The organism is Treponema sp. Marseille-Q3903, assembly GCF_014334335.1.
In the GTDB taxonomy this organism is placed as follows: domain Bacteria; phylum Spirochaetota; class Spirochaetia; order Treponematales; family Treponemataceae; genus Treponema_D.
This window is the reverse complement of record NZ_JACSEU010000001.1, coordinates 1,392,202-1,417,099: the sequence shown is the minus strand read 5'-3', so window position 1 is coordinate 1,417,099 and position 24,898 is coordinate 1,392,202. Positions and strand designations below refer to the sequence as shown.

The 24,898-nt window shown below is 36.3% G+C and carries 20 protein-coding genes; 16 read left to right on the top strand and 4 right to left on the bottom strand.

Going from position 1 to position 24,898, the window contains the following annotated elements:
* Genes H9I37_RS06405 through H9I37_RS06380 form a run of 6 tightly spaced genes read left to right on the top strand, consistent with a single transcriptional unit; the run spans position 1 to position 5,565 of the window.
* The gene (locus H9I37_RS06405; RefSeq protein ID WP_187381622.1) at positions 1–1,185 is read left to right on the top strand and encodes a HEAT repeat domain-containing protein; all 1,185 of its coding nucleotides are present in this window, start codon (positions 1–3) and stop codon (positions 1,183–1,185) included.
* Entirely contained in the window at positions 1,176–2,438 is a 1,263-nt protein-coding gene (locus H9I37_RS06400) for a ComEC/Rec2 family competence protein (protein WP_187381621.1), read from the top strand. Before H9I37_RS06405 ends, H9I37_RS06400 begins: the two co-directional genes overlap by 10 nt.
* Before the next feature lie 37 nt (positions 2,439–2,475).
* A complete protein-coding gene (gene rsmA / locus H9I37_RS06395; protein ID WP_187381620.1) occupies positions 2,476–3,345 on the top strand; it encodes a 16S rRNA (adenine(1518)-N(6)/adenine(1519)-N(6))-dimethyltransferase RsmA in 870 nt (289 codons plus the stop codon).
* A 15-nt stretch (positions 3,346–3,360) separates the two neighbouring features.
* Entirely contained in the window at positions 3,361–4,080 is a 720-nt protein-coding gene (locus tag H9I37_RS06390; protein ID WP_187381619.1) for a YggS family pyridoxal phosphate-dependent enzyme, read from the top strand.
* The gene (locus tag H9I37_RS06385) at positions 4,067–4,594 is read left to right on the top strand and encodes a hypothetical protein (RefSeq protein ID WP_187381618.1); all 528 of its coding nucleotides are present in this window, start codon (positions 4,067–4,069) and stop codon (positions 4,592–4,594) included. Before H9I37_RS06390 ends, H9I37_RS06385 begins: the two co-directional genes overlap by 14 nt.
* Positions 4,594–5,565, top strand: coding sequence for an RluA family pseudouridine synthase (locus H9I37_RS06380; RefSeq protein WP_187381617.1), 972 nt, complete (start codon positions 4,594–4,596; stop codon positions 5,563–5,565). The genes H9I37_RS06385 and H9I37_RS06380 overlap by 1 nt, the downstream gene beginning before the upstream one ends.
* A 236-nt stretch (positions 5,566–5,801) precedes the next feature.
* Here H9I37_RS06380 and H9I37_RS06375 read toward each other — a convergent pair whose 3' ends face one another.
* From H9I37_RS06375 to H9I37_RS06365, 3 genes are all read right to left on the bottom strand, one after another.
* Positions 5,802–7,064 carry an ISNCY family transposase gene (locus tag H9I37_RS06375; RefSeq protein ID WP_187381616.1) on the bottom strand — a complete coding sequence of 421 codons (1,263 nt, stop codon included), beginning with the start codon at positions 7,062–7,064 and terminating at the stop codon, positions 5,802–5,804.
* Between the two features lie 94 nt (positions 7,065–7,158).
* Positions 7,159–9,276 carry a type IA DNA topoisomerase gene (locus H9I37_RS06370; protein ID WP_187381615.1) on the bottom strand — a complete coding sequence of 706 codons (2,118 nt, stop codon included), beginning with the start codon at positions 9,274–9,276 and terminating at the stop codon, positions 7,159–7,161.
* A gap of 59 nt (positions 9,277–9,335) precedes the next feature.
* Positions 9,336–9,821 carry a toprim domain-containing protein gene (locus tag H9I37_RS06365; protein WP_187381614.1) on the bottom strand — a complete coding sequence of 162 codons (486 nt, stop codon included), beginning with the start codon at positions 9,819–9,821 and terminating at the stop codon, positions 9,336–9,338.
* A 445-nt stretch (positions 9,822–10,266) separates the two neighbouring features.
* Here H9I37_RS06365 and H9I37_RS06360 point away from each other — a divergent pair, with 445 nt between their 5' ends.
* The 10 genes from H9I37_RS06360 (at position 10,267) to H9I37_RS06315 (ending at position 23,951) form a co-directional block, all read left to right on the top strand.
* Entirely contained in the window at positions 10,267–10,689 is a 423-nt protein-coding gene (locus H9I37_RS06360; RefSeq protein ID WP_187381613.1) for a hypothetical protein, read from the top strand.
* Positions 10,652–10,861 carry a DNA cytosine methyltransferase gene (locus H9I37_RS06355; RefSeq protein WP_370586898.1) on the top strand — a complete coding sequence of 70 codons (210 nt, stop codon included), beginning with the start codon at positions 10,652–10,654 and terminating at the stop codon, positions 10,859–10,861. The genes H9I37_RS06360 and H9I37_RS06355 overlap by 38 nt, the downstream gene beginning before the upstream one ends.
* A gap of 81 nt (positions 10,862–10,942) precedes the next feature.
* Entirely contained in the window at positions 10,943–11,335 is a 393-nt protein-coding gene (locus tag H9I37_RS06350) for a DUF7666 domain-containing protein (RefSeq protein WP_187381612.1), read from the top strand.
* On the top strand, positions 11,332–12,594 hold the full coding sequence (locus H9I37_RS06345; protein WP_187381611.1) for a DNA methyltransferase: 1,263 nt from the start codon (positions 11,332–11,334) through the stop codon (positions 12,592–12,594). The genes H9I37_RS06350 and H9I37_RS06345 overlap by 4 nt, the downstream gene beginning before the upstream one ends.
* A gap of 77 nt (positions 12,595–12,671) precedes the next feature.
* Positions 12,672–13,286: a hypothetical protein gene (locus H9I37_RS06340; protein ID WP_187381610.1), complete on the top strand. Its 615-nt coding sequence runs from the start codon at positions 12,672–12,674 to the stop codon at positions 13,284–13,286.
* A 117-nt stretch (positions 13,287–13,403) separates the two neighbouring features.
* Positions 13,404–14,582 carry a relaxase/mobilization nuclease domain-containing protein gene (locus tag H9I37_RS06335; protein ID WP_187381609.1) on the top strand — a complete coding sequence of 393 codons (1,179 nt, stop codon included), beginning with the start codon at positions 13,404–13,406 and terminating at the stop codon, positions 14,580–14,582.
* Between the two features lie 96 nt (positions 14,583–14,678).
* Complete coding sequence (locus H9I37_RS06330) at positions 14,679–15,365, top strand: VirB8 family type IV secretion system protein (protein ID WP_187381608.1); 687 nt, start codon at positions 14,679–14,681, stop codon at positions 15,363–15,365.
* Between the two features lie 12 nt (positions 15,366–15,377).
* Complete coding sequence (locus H9I37_RS06325; protein WP_187381607.1) at positions 15,378–16,496, top strand: TrbG/VirB9 family P-type conjugative transfer protein; 1,119 nt, start codon at positions 15,378–15,380, stop codon at positions 16,494–16,496.
* A 10-nt stretch (positions 16,497–16,506) separates the two neighbouring features.
* Positions 16,507–17,910 (top strand): TraB/TrbI/VirB10 family type IV secretion system protein, encoded by a 1,404-nt coding sequence (locus tag H9I37_RS06320; protein ID WP_187381606.1) that lies wholly within the window; start codon positions 16,507–16,509, stop codon positions 17,908–17,910.
* A gap of 119 nt (positions 17,911–18,029) precedes the next feature.
* Complete coding sequence (locus H9I37_RS06315) at positions 18,030–23,951, top strand: Ig-like domain-containing protein (RefSeq protein ID WP_187381605.1); 5,922 nt, start codon at positions 18,030–18,032, stop codon at positions 23,949–23,951.
* 78 nt (positions 23,952–24,029) lie between these two features.
* On the opposite strand, the gene H9I37_RS06310 is transcribed toward H9I37_RS06315, so the two are convergent.
* Positions 24,030–24,791, bottom strand: coding sequence for a hypothetical protein (locus tag H9I37_RS06310; RefSeq protein ID WP_187381604.1), 762 nt, complete (start codon positions 24,789–24,791; stop codon positions 24,030–24,032).
* Positions 24,792–24,898 lie beyond the last annotated feature (107 nt).

The following is a 24,898-nucleotide window of genomic DNA, read 5'->3' as shown; positions in this document are numbered from 1 at the left end:
ATGGCAAAAAAGATTTCTTTAATTTTAATTTTATCTTTATCGGTTCTCAATGTTTTTGCCCAAAACAAAGGTAAAAATATAATTAAATTTATAAAAGGGAACATATCGGATAAGACAGCCGCAGTTCGTGAAGCGACTGAAGATGAAGCTGCTATTCTTTCAAACAAAGCGATTGATTTTTGCCTTGAAAACAAAGAGGTTCTTGGCAATGACCGTGAGCTCGATGGACTTGCAGTAGCAGCAGTTTTTTCAATCTCTCCTGAATATCTAAAACTTTTTACAGACGAAAATAAAAATCAGCTTTCAAACAAATTTATAATGCTTTTTAATGAGTTTAATAGCAGCAACACTGTAAAAATTGCAATTCTTTCTAAAATGCTGGCTCTAAAAGACACGATTCCTGTAACAGGTTTTGTCAAAACTCTCAACGAGTTTATAATCAACAGCGAGATAAATGATGTAGATTCCGGTGTTTTTAAAAATGTATTAAACGAATTGTCATTTATCGGAAACAATGAAACATTTTTAATTCTTTATAACCTTATTGAAGACAAAAAATATTCGAATTATACAAATGAAATTAAAGATACTGTTTCAACTTTAATTCCATATTCTATGAATGAAATCTTAGGAATCATTCACAATGGAGATGCAAATACATTGCGAACGGTTTCAGCATTAACTAAAAAAAATACAAAAATTCCAACAAATTATCTCTGTGAGATTTCCGAAAATGTGCTCAGTAAGTCTATATTATTATCAGGCAGTTCTTCAAAGATTTCTGAAGCAGATACTTTTGTTCAATTAGATGCACTTAAAATACTGAGCGATAACAAATGGACTCGTGCACAAGCGACAGTGCTTTCATATTTTGAAAATACAAAAACTCGTTATGAGAGCAAAATAAGCGATGAAAGCACGTTTGAAATCGTCATCAGTTCTCTCAACAACATCGCTCCGATTGCGTCTGTTCCAAAGTTGATATCATATCTTGAAGAATTGAACGGAAGAACAGAAAATGGAAATAAAGTTTCCCAAAAGATTGTTCTTGCGGTAATCAAAACTTTAGGTGCTATCGGCGATAAATCAGCGTTTGATTCTCTTCTTGCGGTGACATACTTGAATTATGATGAATCTGTTCTGGCAGCTGCTCGAGAGGCACTGTCAGGACTTAGATGGCAATAAGATTTAGGTATATTGATAAACCTGTAGTTTTAGCTGTTTTAATTTGTTTAATTGTCTTCTATTCAGGATTGTGTAAAACACCTTCACGGTATCCTTTTATATCACTGATTTCAAAAGACAAAGTGACCGGGATAACAGGTACTATTTTATCTTCACCTGTAAAATCTAATTCCGGGAAATATTATACTTCGCTGCTTTCTGCAATAGAAACATCGACTTCAAAAGGGGAAAAATCATCGTCAAAAGGTAGGATTATCGTATACATTCCTTCTGAAATCGTTGAATCTTTTTATCCAGGTAAACTTTACTCAAAGGCAAAAGCAAAAGGCGCATATCTTTTTGAAGCTGGAGGTATTTATTCTTTCAGTGGAAAATTTACAAAAAATGGTTTTGTATCTTCAGCTTGCAATTTCTGTTCATGGCAAAATACTATAACCGGCAAGATTGATTTTTTTCGTGCATTGTGTCGCCTTCAGATAAAAAGATTGATGTACGGCTGGGGCGAAGCAGGTGGGCTTTTGTTAGCGTTACTGTGCGGTTCAAAAGAATACACAAATGAAGAAACCTCAAATGCGTTTAGGAATGCCGGTCTTTCTCATATTTTAGCGCTTTCCGGCATGCACCTTTCAATGTTTTCTGCACTCGCAATTTTTTTTGGAAAAAAAGCAGGACAAAAAAAACTGACTTTTATAATCAGGATTATTGCGCTGATTTTGTTTGTGTGGTTCGCAGGTTTTTCTCCATCTCTTTTGCGTGCATTTATATGCGCAATGCTTACGATTGTAGCATCAATGTCAGGTTCGGAGCAGACTGACAGGATAAGTATTTTGTGTTTTTCATTTTTGTTTCAATGTGTAATTTCGCCATCAGACATAAACAATATCGGCTTTATGTTGAGTTACGGAGCACTCGCTGGAATCATAATTTTCAGCAGGATATCGGGATTCATTTATTTTAAGCTTTTTCCAAAACCGATTGCAGCCTCACTTTCCGCGTCTACAGGAGCACAAATCTTTACTGCACCTATCAGCATAAAATTTTTTGGAATATATTCTCCTATCGGAATCATTGCGACGACAGTGATTTCCCCATTGATTACGATTTTTATTTACTCCGGACTCATGCTTATGATTATCTCGCTTATCTTTCCGATATTTCAAAAGCCCAGTGGATTTTTTATAAATTTACAGTATACTGTTATCAAATATTCGGTATTGGCTTTTTCGCACATGCCGATTGTCCAAATTAAGTAGATTTATTGTTTTTTGTTGAAACAGATTGGAGCAAAATTTGAATCCCCCTGATTATAATTCACCGGCACAGCTCAAACAGATACTCGATTCAAACGGTTTTTCAATGCAAAAAAAGTTTGGTCAGAACTTTCTTATAAATGGAGACGCTCGTAAACGCTTGATCGACGCGCTTGAAATAAATGAAACTTCAAAAGTTTGGGAAATCGGTCCCGGTCTCGGCTCAATGACTTTTGAAATTCTAAACAGAGGCTCAAATCTGACAGTTTTTGAAATTGACAGAGGATTTGCGTTTTTAATCAAGCAGTTCTTTTCAAAGCAGCAAGAATCGGGAGTGGTCACAATTGTCGAAGGCGATGTATTAAAAACATGGAAAAATCAGCTTGAAAAAGAAAAGAAAACTCCCAACAGGCTTTTTGGAAACCTCCCGTACAACATTGCAGCGTCAATCATTGCCGACACGATAGAAAGCAATATTTTATTTGACAGATGCGTCTTTACAGTCCAAAAAGAAGTCGCACAGCGTATGACTTCAAAACCAGGCACAGAGGATTATTCATCATTTTCTGTGTTGTGCCAGTGGGCATACGACGTAAAGCCATTGCTCGATTTGGCAGGTGGGAACTTTTGGCCTAGACCGAATGTAGATTCAAGAGCTGTTGTCATGACAAGACGAGAAGAGTTTCCCGGCTGCAAAAATCCAATCTTGTTTATGAAAATGCAGCGAGCTTTGTTTTCTTCAAGGCGGAAAAATGTGCGAAACAACCTTTCCGTATATCTTAAAAACAACGACACAGCAATCAAAGCGCTTGAGACAGCCGGAATAGATTCTATGAAAAGGGCGGAAGCACTAAAAATCGAGGAGTTGCTTAAACTTTCAGATGTACTTTCCGATATGGCATGTTTATAAATAAAGGGCAGACCGATGGGAATAAAAGAAAACTTAAAAGATATAAAAAACAAAATAAACGCTGCTGAAAAAAGAGCCGGTCGCAAAACGGATTCTGTAAAACTTGTCGCCGTAAGTAAATATCACACTGTAGATGACGTATATAAGGCAATCGAAGCAGGGCAGTTTTTATTCGGTGAAAACAGAGTTCAAGAAGCCGGAAAAAAGTTTCTCGAAATCAAAGAAAAATACAAAAACGTTGAACTTCATTTGCTCGGCGTTCTCCAGTCAAATAAAGTAAAAAATGCTGTAAAAATTGCTGACTGTATCGAATCTGTTGACAGAATAGAGATTCTCGAAGAAATTGAAAAGCAGTGCGCAAAAATTGACAAAAAAATCAAAGTTTTTTTTGAACTTCACACAGGAGAAGATTCCAAATCAGGATATAAAACCGAAGACCTCCTTTTAGAGTCGATCAAAGCTTGTGCAGACGGCAGATTTCCACATGTAATACCTTGCGGACTGATGACGATGGCTCCTTTTACAAACGATGAAAAACTTATAAGGGATTCATTTAGAGCATTGCAGAATCTTTCAAAAAAAATCGATAAAAAATATCCACAATTTGATATGAAGGAATTATCGATGGGAATGTCGGGCGATTACGAAATCGCTGTTGAAGAAGGAGCGACAATTGTCAGAATAGGAACTGCAATTTTTGGAGAGAGAGTGTATTCAAAAAATGAAAAAGCATAATTTTACAAAATCAGTGTTAAAAATACTATCATTCTCGATTTTATTTAATATTTTGTCTCCGGTGTTTTCGGAAGACACGACGCCGCTTCCTTACGAAAAAGACGAAATTCCGCAAGGACTAAAAGATCTCCGCCGTTTTGAAATCATAACGCTCGGCGCAATCCCTTTTGTCATGCTTGATACATCGCTTGCTTATTCTGGTTATCGCTATTATAAAAATGATTTTAAAAGCGAATATGCGCCGAGTCTTTTTGGGTCAAATTTTACTCAAGAAGAACAAAAAAACATTATTTTGACTTCCATCGGAATATCTGTCTGCATCGGTATTACAGATTATATTTTCCAGATTATAAAGCGTTCAAAAGCAAAAAAAACAACAGAGTTACTAAACTATGACGATATTTCTATCACACCTCTTTCAGAAGACAAAGAAGCGGTAAAAGTTGTGCCATCATCTGAAAAAAAAGTCAAAGATATTGGGGAAGACGATGATGTTCAAGAGGTTGAAGAATAATGCCTTTTTTTACTGCAAAAGTTCCTGAAGATTACGAAAATCAGGAACGGCTAGATAAATTTATTGCATCACTTCCAAACGGAATGAACCGCTCAAAATTAAAAAGCGGCGTGAATGAAATCCTTTTGAACGGGAAAAAAGTAAAGCTTTCACAAAAAGTCAAAGCAGGCGATATAATTGATATTCAATGGGAAGACAACATTCCAGACAACATTGAGCCGGAAAATATTCCTCTGGACATAATTTATGAAGATGATGATGTCACTGTAGTAAACAAAAAACAAGGAATGGTGACACATCCTGCGTGCGGAAACTGGAACAAAACTCTTGTAAACGCTCTTTTGTACCATTGGGGACGAAAATCTATTGAACAGATAAAAGAAGGCTGTACTTCCGATATTATTCAAAGAAGACGTCCGGGTATAGTCCATCGGCTTGATAAAGAAACTTCAGGTATCATAATCACTGCAAAAAACCGAGATGCAGAAGAGTTTTTGCAAAAACAATTTAAAGATAAATCGAACCAAAAAGAATACATTTTGATTGTCACAGGGCGTCCGCCACACAGAAACGGAGATATCCGCACAAATATAATCAGAGATCCGAAAAATCGTCACAGATTTAAAGCTGTAGATATCTCAGACGAAGGCAAATTTTCAAGGACAATCTACCACTGCATTGCATGCTATGGAAACTATTCACTATTGAGAGTGCGGATAAAGACAGGCAGAACTCATCAGATACGCGTTCACATGAAATATCTAGGCTGTCCGATTTTAGGTGATTCAATTTACAACAAACCTGATTCTCTTTTTCCTGATGCGACGCTTATGCTTCATTCTGTGCAGCTAAAAATAAAATTGCCTGGTGATAATCAACTGACGACATTCAGGACTTCAGTCCCGAATCGCTTTAAGCGTGTTGAAAAAAAATTAAAAGAAAAGTTTCCGAAGACTGTTTTGGAGCGATGACGAGAATCACAAAATATGTCAACAACTTTTTATTTTTTCGTCAAAGTTTTTTAAATTGGCAAGCAGGGGATAGACCTATATTTGCTGCATAATACTTAATTTTCTTTGATTTATTTGCTGAATTGTTTGTATTTTAATTGAATTTGAATAGCATTGAGTATAAAAGAATATACTCTTCCTAAGTGCCATAAAGCACTGTCAGATGAGGATAAATAAAATGAAATCTACCAAGCCCTTTACGCAGATTTATATTCTAATTCTTTGTAGACTTCTCTGTATTTTGGCTTGGCATTTTTAAGAAAGAATTCTTCTACAAGGTCTTTCCAGACTTCCGGCATTAGACCGGATGTATCTGTTTCAAGCAATTCAACAGGATAATGTTTCTTGCCGTTTATCGGTTCGCACCAAAGTCCGTTTTTTATTGACAGGCAGATTTTAACTTTTTCTCCTGCAAGTTCTTTGCAAAAAAATCTGTAGCCTTTCAAATTGAATACACCGCCGTTGTCTACTTTTCCGATAGTAGTAAGTTTTAAGTGTTGGTTTACTTGCTCCAAATCTGCTGGAACAAAGGCGCTGTCTTTTTCCTTTGCTTTTACTGCATATTTCTTGTTGAACTTTTTTATGTATTGATTAAGAACTTTGTTTGCTTCTTCTATTGTTTTTACTCCGTGAATCCAAAGCCAAAATGGAAGCTGCCCCTGCAATGTCTGCCACATTCTTTCTACCCTACCTTTTGCTTGCGGAGTATTTGCAGGAATTAACTCAACTCCAAATTCATTCATAATTCTTCCAAACTGTGTTGGCTCGTCTTTTATCTTCCCATCTCTTATTGTGTAGAATACTTGGAGCTTGTCGGTATATAAAGCGAGCGGAATTCCATATTCTATTGTCATTGACCTAAAGCACTCGTGATAGCCGAAAGAACATTCATGTTTTGTCATATACAGAGAGATTATTTTTCCAGTAGCATCGTCAATGAATCCGTGAATGCATTCCTTGTGTCCGTTCCTGAACCAATCGTGTTCAGAACCGTCAACTTGTATCAATTCCCCTTCTTGTGCCTTTCTGGAACGGGACAGATGAATTATCTTATCCTTGCAATTTGACGAGCGTGGAGAAATATAATGACATTCTTTTTTCAAAACTTTTTTAACATAAGTATCAGATACTTTTATATCAAACATTTCTTCAAGAAGGGAATTGAAATAAGAATAAGAAATCCCATCGAGAGTTTCTCCTTCAATTTTTGTATACAGAAAAATATCAATGATTTTTTGTCTAAGAGTTTTAAATTTTCCGCTTACATGACTTTTGCCTGTATTGCCGTGGCGAAGGGAAATATCGCCTAATAGTTTGTAGGCTTGCACTTTGTATTCAATACATCTCTGTGTAACGCAAAGTTCTAGTGCCGCCTGTTTTGTCGTCATTTCATTGTTAATGATTTTTTCAAGGACAGACTTGTATGCTGTCTGCTTGTCATCGAGTTCTACTGTATTCATAAACCTAATCCTTCATAAAATTTGGAGCGTCATTCGCAGTGAAACTTCCAGCGATGTTGCGCTCCGATTTTAAACCTAATATTTTGTATTACAATTATTTTGCAAAGTCAAACTTTATCTGTAAGTCTTTATCGAGAAATAAATGTGCCTTATATTCCTTACCTGTCTTTTGGGAAGTGAACTTTTTAAGTCCTGTTTTTTGACCAGAACATAAGGAAGTTATATCTCTTTCAGTCAATTTTGAACCGTTGAAGTTTTCCCAAATCTTGAAATGGCAGCCGTCTGTGTAGCCTGTGCAGAACCAGTTTTTATAGCCGCTCTTTGTAGTTCCGAATCTCAACGGCTTTCCGCAAGAAGGACACTTTATCTGCCCTTCGTCTGCATTTAGTTCTATTTTGAAAGGCTCTTGAACGGCAGTTCTTATAAAGCTCTTTATATCATTTTCAAAACGCTCTGGATTCTCTTCAAGTTGCTTTTCCCACTCTGTTGTTTGTCCAATGTCCGCAAAACTTTTGATTGAAGAATTCCTTACAGTGTTGATTACAGTCCTTCCAAGCCCTGTTACCAGAATATTTTTCCTTTCAATCTTGATGTAACCGTTTGCAAGAAGTTCCGGTATAAAGGTGTGCCTTGTTGCCTGTGTTCCAAGTCCTACAAGTTTTCCTTGATTCTCGTCTTCGCTCTTTGGATTTTCCATGAAGGATAGAATTGAAGCTTCGTTGAAATATTTTGGCGGCTTGGTCCATTTTTTTTTCGCTTCCAAATCCTGCAAATACAGGTTATCCCAATCAATGTTTGATAAAGATTGTTCTTCTTCCTGTTCTTCGTCTACTTCTGTGGAACGCAACGTTGCGCTCGGAGCGAATGATTTCCAGCCATAATCTACTGTTTGATTTCCTGTAACCTTATAGTTGTGATTGTTTACAGAAAGAACTACAGTCTGTTTGTCGTAGATATAAGGTGAAGCAAAAGCGATTTTAAATCTGTTCAAAATCAAGTTGTAGATATTTCTATCGTTTTCTGTGGCAGATGTTGGACATTCTTTCAAAGGAATCAAGGCATGGTGGGCTTCCAGTTTTGCGTCATTGAAGCACCGTTTATTATTCAGGGAAATGTCAGAGATTTTTAGAGCTTCCTTTAATTCTGGATATGAATTTGAAAGTTCGTTGAAAATATTTTGAACGAGTTCAACATTGCCACTGCCCATTACTTTTGATGGAGTTCTTGGATAGGAAACGCACTTGTATTCCTCATAAAGTTTCTGGATTATTTTAAGTGTCTCTTCCGCAGACAATCCGTAAAGTTTGAAAGCGTCTTTTTGAACTGCGTTAAGATTGTAAAGCTGAGGTGCTGAAGTTTCCTTTCGTTCAGACTTGTTTTCAATGACAGAAACTTTGCTTCCAATATCTAACTTTAACGTGTCTGCAAGACCGCTGCCAGGAAACTTTGTTTGTCCATCTTTTCCATCAGGAATAATTTCCCCTTTTTGACCGAATGCAATGAAAAAAATCCCTTTGCAAGACGGAACGCAACGTTGCGCTCCAAATGAGCCGTAGTATTCAAAGTATTTTTCACGTTGGAAGTTTTCAATCTGAGAACACCGTGTTTCTATGGCGGAAAGAACAGCAGTTTTTACCCTGCCTATAGAGAGTTTTTTATTTGCGGCAACAGAAACATATCGAGTAAAATTCATTCCTGTAAGCCAGTCTGAATGTTGCCTTGCGAATCCATTTGCGGCAAGTTTGTCGTATTCTGCTAGTGGCTTTGCATTTTTTATTCCTTCAAGAATAACATCTTTCGTAAGTGCCTGGGAAACCCAGAATCTTTTGATTTTTGAAAAGTCTTTAATTCCTGAACACCAAAGGCATTCTCTTGCAATAACTTCGCCTTCTCGGTCGGCATCTGTAGCGATAAGAATAGAATCTGAACTATGTTTCTTTAGAAGGCTTAAAACAAGTTGTGCTTGTGTCTTTGCAGAAGTATTTATGAGATAAGAAAACTTATCAGGAATGCACGGAATTCCTTTCCATGATTTGAAGCGGTCATCATAGAAATCTGGTTCTACTAGACTGAAAAGATGACCGACACAATTTGTAATGTCTGTTCTTCCGTCAGAAAAATATCCAGTTTTTTGCGGACTTGACTTATAGGAACAGTTTAATGCAGCCGCAAAATCTTTTGCGACACTTGGTTTTTCTGTGAGAATAAGCATTTGTGAATCTCCTTTGGGCAGGCGGTTCATCTTTCATTTTGTATAAAAATCAATAAATTTCAAGTGCAGTATGATTCTGCTAGTGGCTTTGCATTTTTTATTCCTTCAAGAATAACATCTTTCGTAAGTGCCTGGGAAACCCAGAATCTTTTGATTTTAGAAGATTTTGTGAATGCGGTCAGTAATCCCTCTACTTCTGAAAGACACTCCCTTGCAATTACTTCACCTTCCCTGTCTGCATCTGTAGCGATAAGAATGGAATCTGAAATGTGTTTTGTTAGAAGTTCCAAAACAAACAGTATTTGCCCCATAACCAAAGAATTTTTTTGATATATAAATCTTTCAGGAATACAAGGAATCTCTTTCCATGATTTGAAGCGGTCATCATAGAAATCTGGTTCTACTAGACTGAAAAGATGATTTGTAATATCCGTTCTCCCGTCTGAATAATATCCAATTTTATATTGGGGAACAAATTTGAAAGAACAGTTTAATGCAGCCGCAAAATCTTTTGCGACACTTGGTTTTTCTGTGAGAATAAGCATTTGTGAATCTCCTTTGGGCAGGCGGTTCATCTTTCATTTTGTATAAAAATCGATAAATTTCAAGTGCAGTATGCAAAATGTGAATATCTACCTATTCTTTCGTATATTCACAAAAAAGCGCAACGTTGCGTTCCAAAATAACCTCTAAAACAATAAAGAAATTCCCCACTGACCTTTACGGCAAGATAAAGAGTTGTATACATACACCATTTTGTATCGCCTAAGTATGGGTAATACAAAGAGTTAGATATATACGGTCAGTGGGGTTTTGTAAGCGGTTTTATTTTTCTACTATATATGCATTGTATACCGATAGATTTTTTATGAGTTATAAAATACAATAACTATAATGCAAAAAACACAATATTGACAATGATAAAAATATAAAATATAGTATATGTAAAGTTTACTTATTATTCATATTTTTAAAATAAATGGAGATGAAATGTTGTATTGCAGATACTGCGGTGTAGAAATAACTTACAAACGCTCGAAAAATGAAAAATGGATTCCTTGCGATTTATTGACTGGCGAACCGCATTTTTGCCAGGAGAAAAAAGAGGATGTGAAGTCTACAGGAATAAGACCTTGCTCTGTTTGCGGAAAGCCTGTTTTTGTAAATCAGAAAGGCAAAAAGAAAATCTTGTATGACTACACAAGTCTTGCACCTCATATCTGTAAAAAAGCTGATATTACAAGATACGCAAAATACCAACAGAAAAATATCAAATTAAAAATGTCTGAAAAAAAGCGCAACGTTGCGCTCGAAGAACATGAAGAAAAGGAAGTGACGATGACAATTAAAGCTGTTGATTTATTTTGCGGCGTAGGTGGGCTTATCAAACGGACGTTTCGGACATCCCGATGAAGATAGGGCTTTGTCCATAAGAGAAGGTGCTACAATACAAACATTTCCGAAGAACTATGTTTTTAAAACGTCAAGCATTGCAGTGGCGGCAAAATTAATCGGTAATGCAGTACCGCCTGAATATTCAAGAAGGTTGGGAGAAGTAATTAAGGAAAGCGGTGGCACAATATGAAGCAAAATTTTTCGATAACCCCTCGAATTATTGCTCATTTTGGTGAAGATTTAATCAAGAATGAAAGTAAGAGGTAAATTTATGAAAATGTACAAAGGTTTTGGAGAAAATTTGAAATGTCATGATTTCCAGTATGAAGTCGGACAAGAATATATACATGAAGGAGATGTTAGTGCTTGCGAAAGCGGTTTCCATGCTTGTGAAAATCCTTTTGATGTTTTTTCTTTTTATCCGCCCAACCAATCGAGATATTGTGAGGTAGAAGGAGACGGTAAAAAAGATAAAAAAAATGATAAAACATCTTTTGAAAAAATTAAAATTATTATGGAACTTGGTCTTGGAGGAATTATTCAAGCAGGAATTAACTTTTGTTTCGAGAAAGTGAAATGGACTAAAAAGAATAGCGCAACAAGTTATAAATCCGGCGCAAGTGCAACAGGTAATTATTCAGGCGTGGAGTTTAGGACGTTATGAGATACCTTAATTTTGATAATATTTCTGTAAATGAAGATTGGGCTTTTGATAAGGTTCGATCGATTGAACAATGGACACATGGCTATCATAGATATCCTGCAAAATTCTTACCCAATGTCGTAAAAAAAATAATAGAAAATTATGCTTTACCAGAACTCCCTGTAGCAGATCCATTTGCAGGTTGCGGAACAACTCTAGTAGAAGCAAAGATACACGGTTTCGAATCTTATGGCGTTGATATTAACCCTGTTGCAGGATTGATTGCAAAAGTTAAAACGAAACCGATTATGCCTGATCTATTAGACTCATATTATAGTGATTTAATTAATCAATTTGACTTGTATGCTGAAAGTAACTTATACAATATTAAAAAGCATGATAAATTAGATTACTGGTTTGATAAAAAAGAGAAATATAAAATTATTTTTATCTATAGTATAATTTGCAAGATAGATAATAATGATATTAGAGATTTCTTTTTGGTCAGTTTATCACATATTTTAAAGAATTGTTCAAAATGGCTGCAATCAAGTACAAAACCTCAAATTGATAAAAATAAAAAACCTTCAGATTCTTTCATTCTTTTCAAATCACATACACAGATGATGATACGAAAAAATACAGAATATTATAATGAGTTGCTGCATAGCAGTAACCTTGATATCTTATGTAATATGACTATTGGAGATGCTCGCAATACAAACTGGGCTTCTAATTCCATAGGAACAATCATAACATCTCCTCCCTATGTAACTTCGTATGAATATGCTGATATTCATCAGCTGACTGGATATTTGTATGACTATTTTGATGATTTAAAACAATTTCGGCAGAAATTTATTGGTACTTCTTACTCAAATAAAGGAAGTATAGATGTTGGAAGTCTTTTAGGTAAAAAAATTGTAAATGCATTATTTGCAAAAGATCCAAAAACTGCTAGAAATGTTGCATGCTATTTTAACAATATGGAAATAGTAGCAAAAGAGATATACCGAGTATTGCAAACTAATGGTAAAGCATGCATTGTTATTGGAAATACAACAGTGAAAAATGTACATATTCAAGCTGCTGAAGTTTTTTGGGAGTTTTTAAAAAAAGCAGGTTTTAAGACAAATGAACAAAATATAATCAAAAGATGTATTCCTTGTAAACTTATGCCAACCATTCGTAATGTTAAGACAGGTCGATTCGCAAAACGAACAGATCCTAATATAAAAGAAGTATATCCAAACGAATACATATTAATAGTGGAGAAATAACAATGGCAATTTGACAAAAAAACATAGGAGAAAGTATAATTAGAAGTTTACCTAAAAATGGATAAAAGGAAGTGACGATGACAAAAAACTTTAGAAAGAAGACAAAGAATCTTATGAAGAAAATTGTAAGGGAAAGAGGTCTTAAAATGTATAAGATGAAAATCTATATCGGAAAATGTTCTAAAGACGATGTAATTACTATCTGCGACTTTCTGTTAGATATGTGGCTTAGAATCTCAGGAAATCACATGAATGTATTTTTCAGGTATTTTGCAGGATATACAAGAGAATTGATAATTGAAATTGATGGTGAAGTTGCAAGACCGTATTTGTATTTCAATTTATTTGCCGATAAAAAAAATATGCCGAAGATTGAACAGCTTAGAAAAATAGCTTTTTTCAGCCTTATAAAAATAAATTCCTCTGGAGTAAATTTAATCACATACGAATCTGGAAAACCTGAATACAAAAAGGGATTTGAAATCGCTATTCCGGTTGAAGAAATCCCGCCGGAGCAATATGACCAAGTTCTGGATAACCTTATGTTGCCGTGTATTCGTGTAATCAAAGAAAACAAAGAGTTGGAAGAACTTCTTGATTCTTACCAATACAACAAGCAATTGTGTTCACGAAGCGGAATAATGTCGCGAAAAAACTTGGAGTGCAACGTTGCGCTCGAAATGGAGAGATGATAATTGATAAGTAGAAAAAAGGGGGTATCAAATGAATAAGAATAATCTTGGTCTGTTGTTAAGGCTTACATCATACAAAGGGGTATCAAAGACTTTGTTGGAAGTTTTGATTAAAACATGAAGAACAATCCATTCAACCACAAACCGAACAAAAACCGCTATGACGAAGAAAATAGAATAAAATTCAAGAAGCCTGTCTATGTAAAAGACGACCTTGAAACTTTGAATCGTCTGATGAAGAATTATAATCATATTAAAAAACAAAGAAAAAAAACTTCTTATTCTTCTGGCGGTGGGAGTAAAGCGAAGGGAAGTCTTTATAAAATACCGGAGCAGAACCAGAGAGTTACTTTCAAAATGTCATATTCCAATTCTCTGGAAAGTCATAATAAATACATAAAGTATTATATGCCGCAGGAAAATAAAGATTATGTTGAAGAAAAACCTGAACTTTTTGGAATGAGCGATGAAGAATATGACAAAAATAAAGTAGGATTAAATTTTAAGTGTATTATATCTCCTGAAAGTCAGGAAATAGACCTTAAAATACTTACGGAATCATTTATTGAAAGGCTTGAAAAACAAACGGGCTATAAACTTTGCTGGAAAGCTTGTATTCATTCTGATACAGAACACAGACATTCTCATGTCGTAATCAACGGCAAAGACCAAAACGGCGAAGAGGTTTTCTTCAATAAAGAGACAATAGAACTTATGCGCCTTATGTGTTCTAATGCTGCAACACAAATGATAGGCGAAAGAACTAAAGAGCAGATTAAACTTGCGAAGAAAAAAATTGTCGAAGCAAAACGATGGACTGAACTTGATGATAAAATCAAAGTCAGTGCTGAACTAAACAACGGAAAAATATACATTGAAAATCTTCCTATGGAATTTAATTCAAGACTATGTGAACTATCTAAATTGAAACTTGCAGAACTGGATAAAAAGAATAATGTTTGGAAAGTAAAGAGTAATTTTGAAGAAATATTAAGAGCCGCAGGAAGATACAACACCTATCTTGAAGAATATGCCAAGAATCCTGAAGAACCACTGGAACTTTATACAGGCGGAGGAGTAAAAGGCAAAGTTGAAAAGATTATTACCTTTGATAAAGACGAAGCCTGGAATGACGCACTGATTGTCAGACAAGATGATGGAAAACGTGTCTATGTTCCAGTTTGGCAACTTCATAAGGAAAACTTGCAGGGAAAGAATATAACAATCAGAAAGTCCTGCAATGAAACTAAGATCGCAAGACAAGTTAGTGATAAGAATATTATTGTAAGAGAATAGAAATGTTGAATATAATACAATTATTATATTTGACTATATACAACAATTAAATTATAATAATAGCCACGTATCTGCCTGCCCAAAGGAGATATAAAAGTGGCTTCGAAAATTTATCCTCCAAAAGGGACGAACTCTACACCGTTCAATCCGCAACTCCAACATTTTGATATGATATGCGGACAGACGATGAAGGAAAACAGAATCCTTAAAATTGAAAACATCGTCAAGGATTTTGTGATTGTTGTCCTTTCTTGTGGAATTGTGTTCTTTCTTCTCAAAAGAACGCAGATTGTTCCATGCCTTATAACAATGAATGATTTCGGACAGACGCAGTATGTCGGCAAAGTATCAAGAAAGAATTATCAGAATTTCAATATTCCGGAAGTAGCGGTTACATATCAGATAAAGGATTTTATAAATCTCTACAAATCTCTTTCCAGCGACAAGGAAGTTGTAAAGAAAAATATTGAAAAAGCCTATCACCTTTTGACAGCCGTTTCTGCTTCTAAATATTCTACCTTTCTAAGAGAAGATAATCCTTATAAAGATTTCGGGGACTATACAAAAGAAGTTAGATTTGAAACTGACCCTTTGAAAATTTCAAAGGATACTTACCAAGTTGATTTCAAAATAACTAAAAGAACAATTACAGGAACTATTACGGAAGATACAAGACAGAGGGCAGTTATTTCTGTAAAAACATTGGAACCAACGGAAGAAGACATTAAAGACAATCCGCTTGGTATTTATATAACAGATTTTGATATTAAAAATATTAACTAAACGGAGATAAAAATGATTGTGGCAAAAAATAATGATAGAATTGTAGCTTTTGTTTGTGCTGGTATTGCATTGATTCTTACTATTTTATTTTCAATATTTTTTTCCAGCTGTAAAACTATAGACCTTGAAAAGCAGATGAAGCCAGAAATAGAAGGTGACAGCTCGATTAAATCTCCTGAACAGGAAGTAGAACAGAATGAAGAGGAAATGCACAAATACCTTATTCAGGAAGAAGTGAAAGTCCAGGATATAGATCCGATTGTAGTATATGTAGAAAAGCCTGTTTATGTTCCCGAAGGTTTCGTGCCAGTTTCTGAAAAGGATAAAGTAAAAGGAACTGACGCAAGCAAAGCAAGCGAAGTTAAGTCCACAATAAAACCTGAACACTACAAAGACGGAACTTTTTATTATACATATAATGAGAATTTTGTTTATGAAATTTACGCCCAGCCTTATCATTTGACTGATATTATTCTTGAAGACGGTGAAATTGTCATGGGCAATCCTCTTATAAGCGAAGATGACAGCGTATGGGAACTTACTGCAAATGTGGCAAAAAATCCGATGACTGGAGAAAGCATTCAGCATCTATTCATCAAACCTGCCTATTCGGGTCTTGATTCTTCTTTCATAGTGATTACCGACAGGCGAGTCTATCACTTGAGAATTAAAAGTTATAAAGACACCCACATGGCAATGGTCAAGTTCAACTATCCGCAAACAAGAAATGTCTGGGCAACTTCCAATAAATCAGGTGCAAAAGGTGTAAGCATTGAAAATGATTATGTAACAATTACAAATCCTGAATATCTTTCTTTTGACTATAGAATAAAATACGGATTCAAGAAACCTGAATTCTTGCCACAAAATGTTTACGATGACGGAAACAAAACCTATATCGTAGTTGATGATATTGTTCTTCACAAGCAGCTTCCTTTGGTATTCAACGAAAGAAATGAAATTGTAAATTATTCCGTTTCAAAAAATGTTTTCATTATCCCTCGTCTTATAAACAGAATTACACTCAGACTTGGAAACAAAAAAGTTATTGTTGAGAAGAAAAAGTCAAAGAAATCCCAGAAAGAACAGACAGAAACATCTACAAGTTCAGATACTTCAGTAAATAAATAAAGGAATAACTATGACAGAAGAAGAAAAAGATGAAAATGAATTATTCCTAGAAGACACCGAAGCTGAAGATTTAACGAAAGACACGGAAGACGGAGAATTAGATTTTACTCCGCCTGAAGAAAATAAAGCCAAGCAACTGAATGTCGGTAATATTTTTATGGTAATCGGTATTGCTGCTATTATTATTGTAGGGGTAATTGTCCTTATAAGTAAAATCAGCCGGAGCAAAAAAGAAGAAACCGCTGAACTTGATAAGGCAGGAACAAAGTTCATGCCGAATATTGAATTGAAAGACAAAGAGATCCCATTTGATTTTGTCAATGATGAGAATGACGATTTTGCTGAGAAAAAGAGACAAGAAGTAGACGAAATAATAAAAACACTTCCAGAAGATTTTCAGCAGCCTGAACCAGGAATAGCTCCAGTCTCTGTTTCCGGTGGTTCTAGCGGTGGAAGCGGAGCTTATAAATCCGACAGACCAGACACAAGAAATTCTCTTTCAATAAGAAAAATAGAAGGTATTGCAGGACAGGAAAATTATTCTTATGAAAGCAAATCAAATATTATTTCAAATGCATTAAGTGGCTCGTCTTCATATCCGTATGGTGGAACGACAAGTCAAAGTTCCGGACAAAGAATGAGCAAAGAAGATTATATTGCAAGCTTAATGAAACAAGCCAATCAGGTAAGTCAGGCTTCTTACAGAAGTTACGGAACACAACAAAATCAAAATCAGCAGCAGATGAATCAGCAAAATAAAGAAAGTTTTTACAATTCTTCGGCGAACACAGCAGGTAACGGACAGTATCTTTCCTATTCTTCTCTTTGGGATGGGACAATTATAACTGGCGCTCTTGTAACTGCCATTAATACTGACAATCCTGGAGTTGTAATTGCAAGAGTAACAGAAAATGTCTATTCAAGCTATGATTCTTCATTCCTACTTATACCAGAAGGAACGCTTCTTTATGCAACCTATAATTCTTCTGTTAATTATGGTCAGAACAGGGTTCAGATTGCTTGGAACTTGATGATTAGACCCGACGGCTACAGAATTGAATTGGGAAATATGAACGGAGTGGATTCAAAAGGACAAAGCGGGACAAAAGGCTTTGCAACAAATCATCCTTTTGAAACATTGAAAGCACTTGGACTTGTTGCAATGTTTTCCATTATCCAGACAGAAATTACTCAGAATATAAAGACTCAGAACAATCCGTATATCCAAAATTCAATGAACGATGTTTATGCAGAAGCAAGTAAACTTGGAAATAAAATTGTAGACAGAGCCTTGGATATTAAACCTACAATACGGATAAAACAGGGAACACAAATAAAGTTTATTACAAATATGCCGCTGGAACTTCCACCAGTGAAGGTTAATCAAGTGAACAGAAAATATGTAAGGAACTGAAAGATATTACATAAAAATGAAGTATTAAGTATTAGCGCAAAGTTGCGATTTAGATAGAAGTATTAGCTGAATCAGAATTAACAGGTTTTAAGAAAATAAGTTTTTTCAAGGAGAAGATTATGAAAAACTTCAAATTCACAAAAACAGTTATTCTGTTTTTAAGCATTGTATGTTTTCTTTCTAGCTGTAATTTTTTTAACAGCTTTTCAGAAGACCAGCCTGGTAGCAGTATTTCAATCACAAGTCTTACTATGGCAAAAACAAGTGTTAATGTTTCTGTCGGAGAGATGAACTATGTTACGGTAAATATCCGACCCAACGATGTGCAAAAAGATGTGAAACTCGCTTGGTCTTATGATGAATCGATTATTAAGGCAGATACAAGTTCCGCATGGGGAGTAACCATTACAGGCAAGAAAGAAGGTCAGACAAACCTCAAATGCTCTTACGGTGGCTATGAAGCGACTTGTATTGTAACCGTAAAAGGCTTTGCAAAAAATTACGAAGAAACAGTAGAACCTTATATTTATTCAAGCACTTCAATTATACAGACTGCACCTGGTGTAACAGAAAAAGTTTTCTGTTCTTTATACGGTGGTAGTGCGGCAGATATAGACGGCTATTCGTGGACTTGCGACAATCCAAATGTAGCTTCGATAGAACCCACAGGTCAGTATTGTCTTATAACTGCAAAAGATACTGGATACGCCAGAGTCAAAATTACACACAACAAGGCTTCATATCCATATTACATGGGAATCTATGTCTTTGCGGACGCAACAAACGTAACTTACATAACAACGACAAACAATATTCTTACGATGAACCTTGCAGACAATGAGCAGAATATTTCAGTTTCTCTTGTGAACGGCAAAAAGGATTCTTCAGACAGCCAGTTCCGCTGGGAAATAATAAACGAAGATTCAAACACTCCTGTTAGAGTAGAAACGAATGGCAATAAAGCTGTTGTAAAACCGCTTAAAGCCGGAAGCTGCACATTGAGAGTTACACATCCTGATTCTGCTTATCCGCTTGATATTCTTTGCAGAGTAATCTCTGTTGTAAAAAATGTGTATATTCAGCCGGACAAGACTGTAGTTACACTTTCTGGTGAAACTGAACAGACTGTAAAATCTACATTGGAGAATATTAATATCGGTGAATATGATGTAGACGGATTTACTTATGCCCTTGACGATTACAATGTTGCGGAAATCGTAGGCTGGGTTGGAAATGAAGTAATGCTCAAAGGAAAAGCTAACGGTTCTTGCAAACTATTGATAAGCCATGAAAAGGCAGCGTATACAAGGGAAGTTCTCTTGATTGTAAACGGACAGCTTACAGACGCAGTTGATTCTTCTTGCTATATAACTACAAGCCAGAATTATGTCAGGACAAAAGTTGGAGCAGAAGGAACTTATCTTAATGTTTCGCTAAAAGGCGGAAGCGAAGGAGACGAAGCCGGATTCACATGGTCGATAAAAAGCACAACGACTGACGGCAGTTCAAATGATGTAGTTTCAATGGATACATCTAACGGCTCTGTAATTCATTCAAGGGCAGCGTCTTTTACCTACGCATACGGCAAGGCTTTTATTGAACCAAAATATGAGGGAACAGCCGTTATAACTATAACTCATCCAAAAGTTATATATCCGACAGAAATCCTTGTCAAAGTCTTGAATAGAGACGCGATTCTGACTGAGCCATTGTATTTTGCAGGAGACGGATTAATCCGTGTTCTTAATGGTGCAACTACCGAGTATACAGTTCAACTAAAGGGTAACAATAAGGTTGCAAGTGATGACGGAAGCATAAGATGGTCTTGCAATAATCCTGCAATCGGTATTTCTGCGAATGGCAATGTAGCAAATATCACTGCTCCGCCTCTTGGAACAGGAAACACAATTTCTTACATTACGATAAGCCATAATAAGGCGGACGCTGATAAAAAGGTTATGATACTTACTGCAGATACCGAAAAAGAACTTCGCAATATGAAAGCCCTCTACTCTGACAAGCTGTATTACAATCTAGAGATTGGTAAATCTGCCTATTGTATGACAAGTCAGGTCGGTTTTGAAAGTTATGAAACTAAAATTGATGAAAACGGAAAGGAATATCAGGATGAAAAACCTTATGACTTTTCTGCAGCCCAATGGACTGTAACTGATTCTACAGTCTGTTCTGTTGAAAAGATTGAAGCCAATCCCCTTACGGCAAGCGTAAAAGGATTGAAAGCCGGAACTGCGACAGTAACCGTAACGGTAAAAGACAGTGAAAACAAGTCATACTCTTGTTCTTATACAATTACTGTTTATCCTGAAAGAGCTGTCCAGACATTGCCCGAAGTGTATTTTACAACAAGTCAGAATGTCGTGAATCTTGGCAAGGCAGGAGATGAAAAACAGGTTAGCGTTTCTGCAATAAATTTAAGCTCTTCAAAATATGGTGAAATTACATGGACTGTCGAAGATGAATCAGTTGCAAGAGTCTCTCCAAACGGAACTTCAGCAACAATAACTGCAAAAAAGGAAGGAGAAACAATAGTTCGTGTAACACACACAGACAGCCAAAACACTTTGAAAATTTATGTCCGTGTCGGAAGCGAATATGTAATCAACGAAGCAGAGCCTGTCGTTTATATTTCAAGTTCTGATGTTATTACAATGCTCAAAGACGACCCTGCACAGCGTTTAGATGCCGTCCTTGTAAATTATACCGGACCGGACAAGACTGGATTTAATTTTGAAATAGACAAACCTGAAATCGCACAAATCTCAAGCCAGTCTACAAATGGTCTTGCCTATATCAAGCCGGTTGGAAGCGGCCAGGCGGAAATTACGATTACGCATACAAAGTCAACAATTTCCAAGAAAGTCCTTGTGGTGGTTGGAAACTCTGCAGAAGATCTTGCCGGATTTACCTACCTCACGACATCTTCAAATGTTGTGGCAATTGGAGAGGGAAATACAAGGACCGTCTCCGTTTCCGTAAAGAACTCAGAAGAAGTGATAGTTGACGGCTACAACTGGGTTTCTTCTGACCCAAGTATAGTTGATATTACACAGACTGGAGCGACCGCCGTCCTTAAAGGAAATTCAATAGGAACAGCAATAATAACTGTAACAAATAGAAAGTGCGCTTATTCCTTGCAGATTATTGCACAGTGTGTAGACCCGATAGCAGCGGCTGCAAATCCTTACATACAGCTTACCTCGTCTGTAATTACAGTAAACATAGGCTCAACATATACTTCGGTTACAGCAGACCTTGTGGGCGGAAAAGAGGGAGACTTAAAAGATTTTATCTGGCAGTCCAATGATTCATCTATCTGCGTCTGCTACGGTCAGAATGAGGTTGGAAAGATAAGGGCATTGAAGGAAGGCATAGCATACATTACTGTTTCCCACCCCAAATCTGTTTACAGCGCACAAATTCTTGTCGTTTGCGATAAGGTTGTTCAAAGCGATTGCTACATTTCAGTTCCGTCAAGTATCATCAATATGAAGCCCACTGATTCTACCCAGACGATTACTGCAAGCCTTGTAAACGGAAGCGAAACAGACAAATATAACTTTACTTGGTCTCTTGATGTGTATGATGTAATAAACTTTGTTTATTCTGCAAATGTCTGCACAATCGAACCAAAGCAGCAGGGACAGGTAACAATCACAATTCATCATCCGAAGGCAACCTATGACCAGCAGATAGTTGTAACTGTTCAAGAATATTCTACATTTAAATTTCCTGACGAATATACAAGTATAACGGCGGGACGTGTAGACTTTAAGACAATGGAAGTTCCAAATACAAAAGTCTCAACTCATGTCGAATATTCTACAGATAACCCGAATATTTGTTTGATTGAAGGAACTAAGACTACTGCCCAAATTAAAGGAATTGCCGCAGGAACTACAACAGTCCACGCAAGATTGGTTGCAAATTCAACAGGAGTTGTTCAGGCAAGTGCAGAGATGATGGTATATGTAAAAGAAGCGGAAGTGAACGCCTGTTACATTACATCGTCATCTACAATTTATACTGTGAACAAAGGAAAAAGCCAGACATTAAGTGCTTCTATTACTGGAACTGGAATTGTCTCAAGCGACCAGCAGAACCTAAAATGGACCACAAGCGACACTGATATTGTAAGTATTGCAGGTCTGACTTCAAACGGAACTGTTACCGGCCAGAGCATCTACATAACAGCAAACAAAAGCGGTGAAGCCATTATTACCTGTTCACACGAAAAGGCTGCAAGCAATCTACAGTTCTTTGTAGTAGTTCCAGGTAGCGCTGTAAAAGCAGTAACTTTCAATAAGTCTTACATCACTTTGTTAAAGGGAAGTTCCGGAACAACATTAAAGGCCACTATTGAAAACGCAGAAAGCAATAATGACTACAATGACCTTGAATGGACTGTTCACAATGTTGGAGAAAACGAAGTATGCCGTGTTATGGGAAGCGGTCAAAACGTTACAATCTATCCGATAAATGTAGGCGAGGCAGAAGTAATGGCTCAGCTTCCTGACAGCAATTCTGTAGCGAAGTGTACAGTACTTGTGCAGGCTGGAAAGAGCTTTGTCCTTGAATCTACAAGCGCAAGCGTCCAGCCTAACGGTGGAACAAAGAAAATCAAATACACGGTAAGCCCTGCAACCGCTAATATCACCTGGACTATGAACCAGCAGAAAGACTTCTTTACATATACGGACTTGGGCTGCGATGCAAATGGTGTCGGATATGTTCAAGTTGAAGGTATAGCAGAAGGAAGCGGCAACCTTTATGGTGTTACAGACGGAAATGTAAAGGTAAATCTAAGTGTAAGAGTCGCATGGGATTATGATTTTACTCTTACCGGAAAGTTCCCGATAAAATGTATTCCTACAGAGTCTGCGGAAATTGGATTTAAGGTAAATCCGAAATATGCTGATATTGCGGTAACATCTGCCGATGACGGTTATTATGATTATGTTGTAAACAACAGCGGTGATGGAACTGGAACAATTATAATTACTCCAAAAAGCGAAACTCCACAAGAAATTACAATTCATGTTCAGGCAACGAATCCGAATAACAACAACGAAGTTGTCGGTAGTAAAACCTTTACTGCCAAGTTTGCCTATGCAGATACTGATATAAAACCGATTCTGTCTTTCACCAATAAGGATGGCATATTCTCAAGATTTGACAGAGAGAATAATGTTCTCTACATTGGAGACGGCGAGACTGGAGAATTTTATACAACAATGAATCTGCCTGTTGCAAATGCTAGAATAGAGAATATTACATTTACACCAAAAAGCGGTGTAACAGTTTCTGGTTTTAATACATCTACAAGCACGTTTACGGTTAATGGTGGAACTGATAATGTAGATCAAGTTTATTATGTATCTTCCGCAAAGAAACCTGTTTACTATCCGAATCTAGAAAGGGTTGTGACAAGCCAGACACAAGGCGGCCTTGTGGAAACATATTATTATGACAATACAGCAGGAGCCATAACCATAGAAAATTGGAAGACAGATTTTTATTGGGCAGGAGACGGAGACTATTGGTATTCTTGGGGCGATCATAATTTTTCTTGGGTTGGTTTGTTATCCCATTCATATTCAAAGCAGGATATAGATATAAACACAGGAAACATGGGAGATACTTGCAAAAATAAATGGGTGTATGCAAAAAATGATGAAGGAAATGCTTGGACATCAAAATGGTGGGGGTTGGCAGATAATCCTGCAGAAGTAGGCAAGACTTACTCTAAGAGTGAATTTGAGAAAATTGCCTGGTATTATTGTCCTGGCATATCTCATACACAGTCTTATAAACAGGCAAGTTATACGGCAACAATTCCAGCTCAAGTTTGGAGTCCCCATGTTACAGCTACTCTGCAGAATTCTACAGACAGGAACTATTCCATTGAAGACTTGGGAACAATAAAAATCACTTTGCATCATAACGGACATAATATTTCAAAGCAGTTTGAAATAAAGGTCTATAAAGAAACAAGAAAATGCAATAAATATTGCACCAAGTAAAAAATTGGGCTGTCCATTTGGGCAGCCCTTTTTACTTATTTAAAACACCAATAAGGAAGTTTTGTAAAATCCGTTACTTTATATTTTGTTCCGGTAAATATTTCCGCCGCCTGTGGGAACAGCTTTCGTAAAAGTAATTTTTACAACATAATTTATGTAAGCTGAATCCATCATACAAATTCTAATGGTTTCTCCGACCGTCATATCTTTTCCAATAACAAAAACATTATTAAAATTAATATAGCCAAAACTGTCAGAACAAGAATCAGTATATTGCAGTTCCTTTGCACTCCATAATTGAATATTCTTATTTATTGGCCAGGTCACTTCTTTTAAATAATAGTTTGAGCCATAAAGGTTATCATATAAATGAGATTCGTCAATGGCAGTGTCTTTTGCACAGTCAAGATATTCTCCTGGAGCGTAAGGACATATATTTCCTTTTGGATTGTCCTTTCCGCCGTTTTTTTCAGAATCAGTTGCCCAGGAAGGAGCATCGCACGAAGCAAAAGTAATATTTGTTCCGTCAGCGTTTTTTTTGCAGGTTGAATAAGAAAGCTGCTGTTGAATCATTTTCAATTGGCTGTCTTTATACTCATAACTTGAACTTCCGGCTCTTTCCACGCTTCCGTCAACCTTGATGTAAAGATACGTTGTCTGTGGCATAGCCGAATTTGCGTTTGTCGTGTATGCATACCAACCTGCGGCAATCGTCTCACTGGAATTGTTGTTGCTGCCGGAACTGCCGCCAGAAGTAGGCTGTGTGCAGGAAATTGCAAGCAGAATACTTGCCAGACAGAAAAGAGAAAACATCTCTTTTGCAAATTTTGATTTAAACATAATTCTTCCTCCAGAAAAATCTTTTAATTTCTTTACTATACAAAAAAAAGTATTTAGACAATCTTTTTACTGCATAGTTTTTGTTGTTTATTTTCCGGATGCACCAC

Coding starts and splice junctions, on each gene's coding strand:
- H9I37_RS06405 (WP_187381622.1), top strand. CDS start 1: ATGGCAAAAAAGATTTCTTTAATTTTAATTTTATCTTTATCGGTTCTC.
- H9I37_RS06400 (WP_187381621.1), top strand. CDS start 1,176: ATGGCAATAAGATTTAGGTATATTGATAAACCTGTAGTTTTAGCTGTT.
- H9I37_RS06390 (WP_187381619.1), top strand. CDS start 3,361: ATGGGAATAAAAGAAAACTTAAAAGATATAAAAAACAAAATAAACGCT.
- H9I37_RS06385 (WP_187381618.1), top strand. CDS start 4,067: ATGAAAAAGCATAATTTTACAAAATCAGTGTTAAAAATACTATCATTC.
- H9I37_RS06380 (WP_187381617.1), top strand. CDS start 4,594: ATGCCTTTTTTTACTGCAAAAGTTCCTGAAGATTACGAAAATCAGGAA.
- H9I37_RS06375 (WP_187381616.1), bottom strand. CDS start 7,064: ATGAATACAGTAGAACTCGATGACAAGCAGACAGCATACAAGTCTGTC.
- H9I37_RS06370 (WP_187381615.1), bottom strand. CDS start 9,276: ATGCTTATTCTCACAGAAAAACCAAGTGTCGCAAAAGATTTTGCGGCT.
- H9I37_RS06365 (WP_187381614.1), bottom strand. CDS start 9,821: ATGCTTATTCTCACAGAAAAACCAAGTGTCGCAAAAGATTTTGCGGCT.
- H9I37_RS06360 (WP_187381613.1), top strand. CDS start 10,267: ATGTTGTATTGCAGATACTGCGGTGTAGAAATAACTTACAAACGCTCG.
- H9I37_RS06350 (WP_187381612.1), top strand. CDS start 10,943: ATGAAAATGTACAAAGGTTTTGGAGAAAATTTGAAATGTCATGATTTC.
- H9I37_RS06345 (WP_187381611.1), top strand. CDS start 11,332: ATGAGATACCTTAATTTTGATAATATTTCTGTAAATGAAGATTGGGCT.
- H9I37_RS06340 (WP_187381610.1), top strand. CDS start 12,672: ATGACAAAAAACTTTAGAAAGAAGACAAAGAATCTTATGAAGAAAATT.
- H9I37_RS06335 (WP_187381609.1), top strand. CDS start 13,404: ATGAAGAACAATCCATTCAACCACAAACCGAACAAAAACCGCTATGAC.
- H9I37_RS06325 (WP_187381607.1), top strand. CDS start 15,378: ATGATTGTGGCAAAAAATAATGATAGAATTGTAGCTTTTGTTTGTGCT.
- H9I37_RS06320 (WP_187381606.1), top strand. CDS start 16,507: ATGACAGAAGAAGAAAAAGATGAAAATGAATTATTCCTAGAAGACACC.
- H9I37_RS06315 (WP_187381605.1), top strand. CDS start 18,030: ATGAAAAACTTCAAATTCACAAAAACAGTTATTCTGTTTTTAAGCATT.
- H9I37_RS06310 (WP_187381604.1), bottom strand. CDS start 24,791: ATGTTTAAATCAAAATTTGCAAAAGAGATGTTTTCTCTTTTCTGTCTG.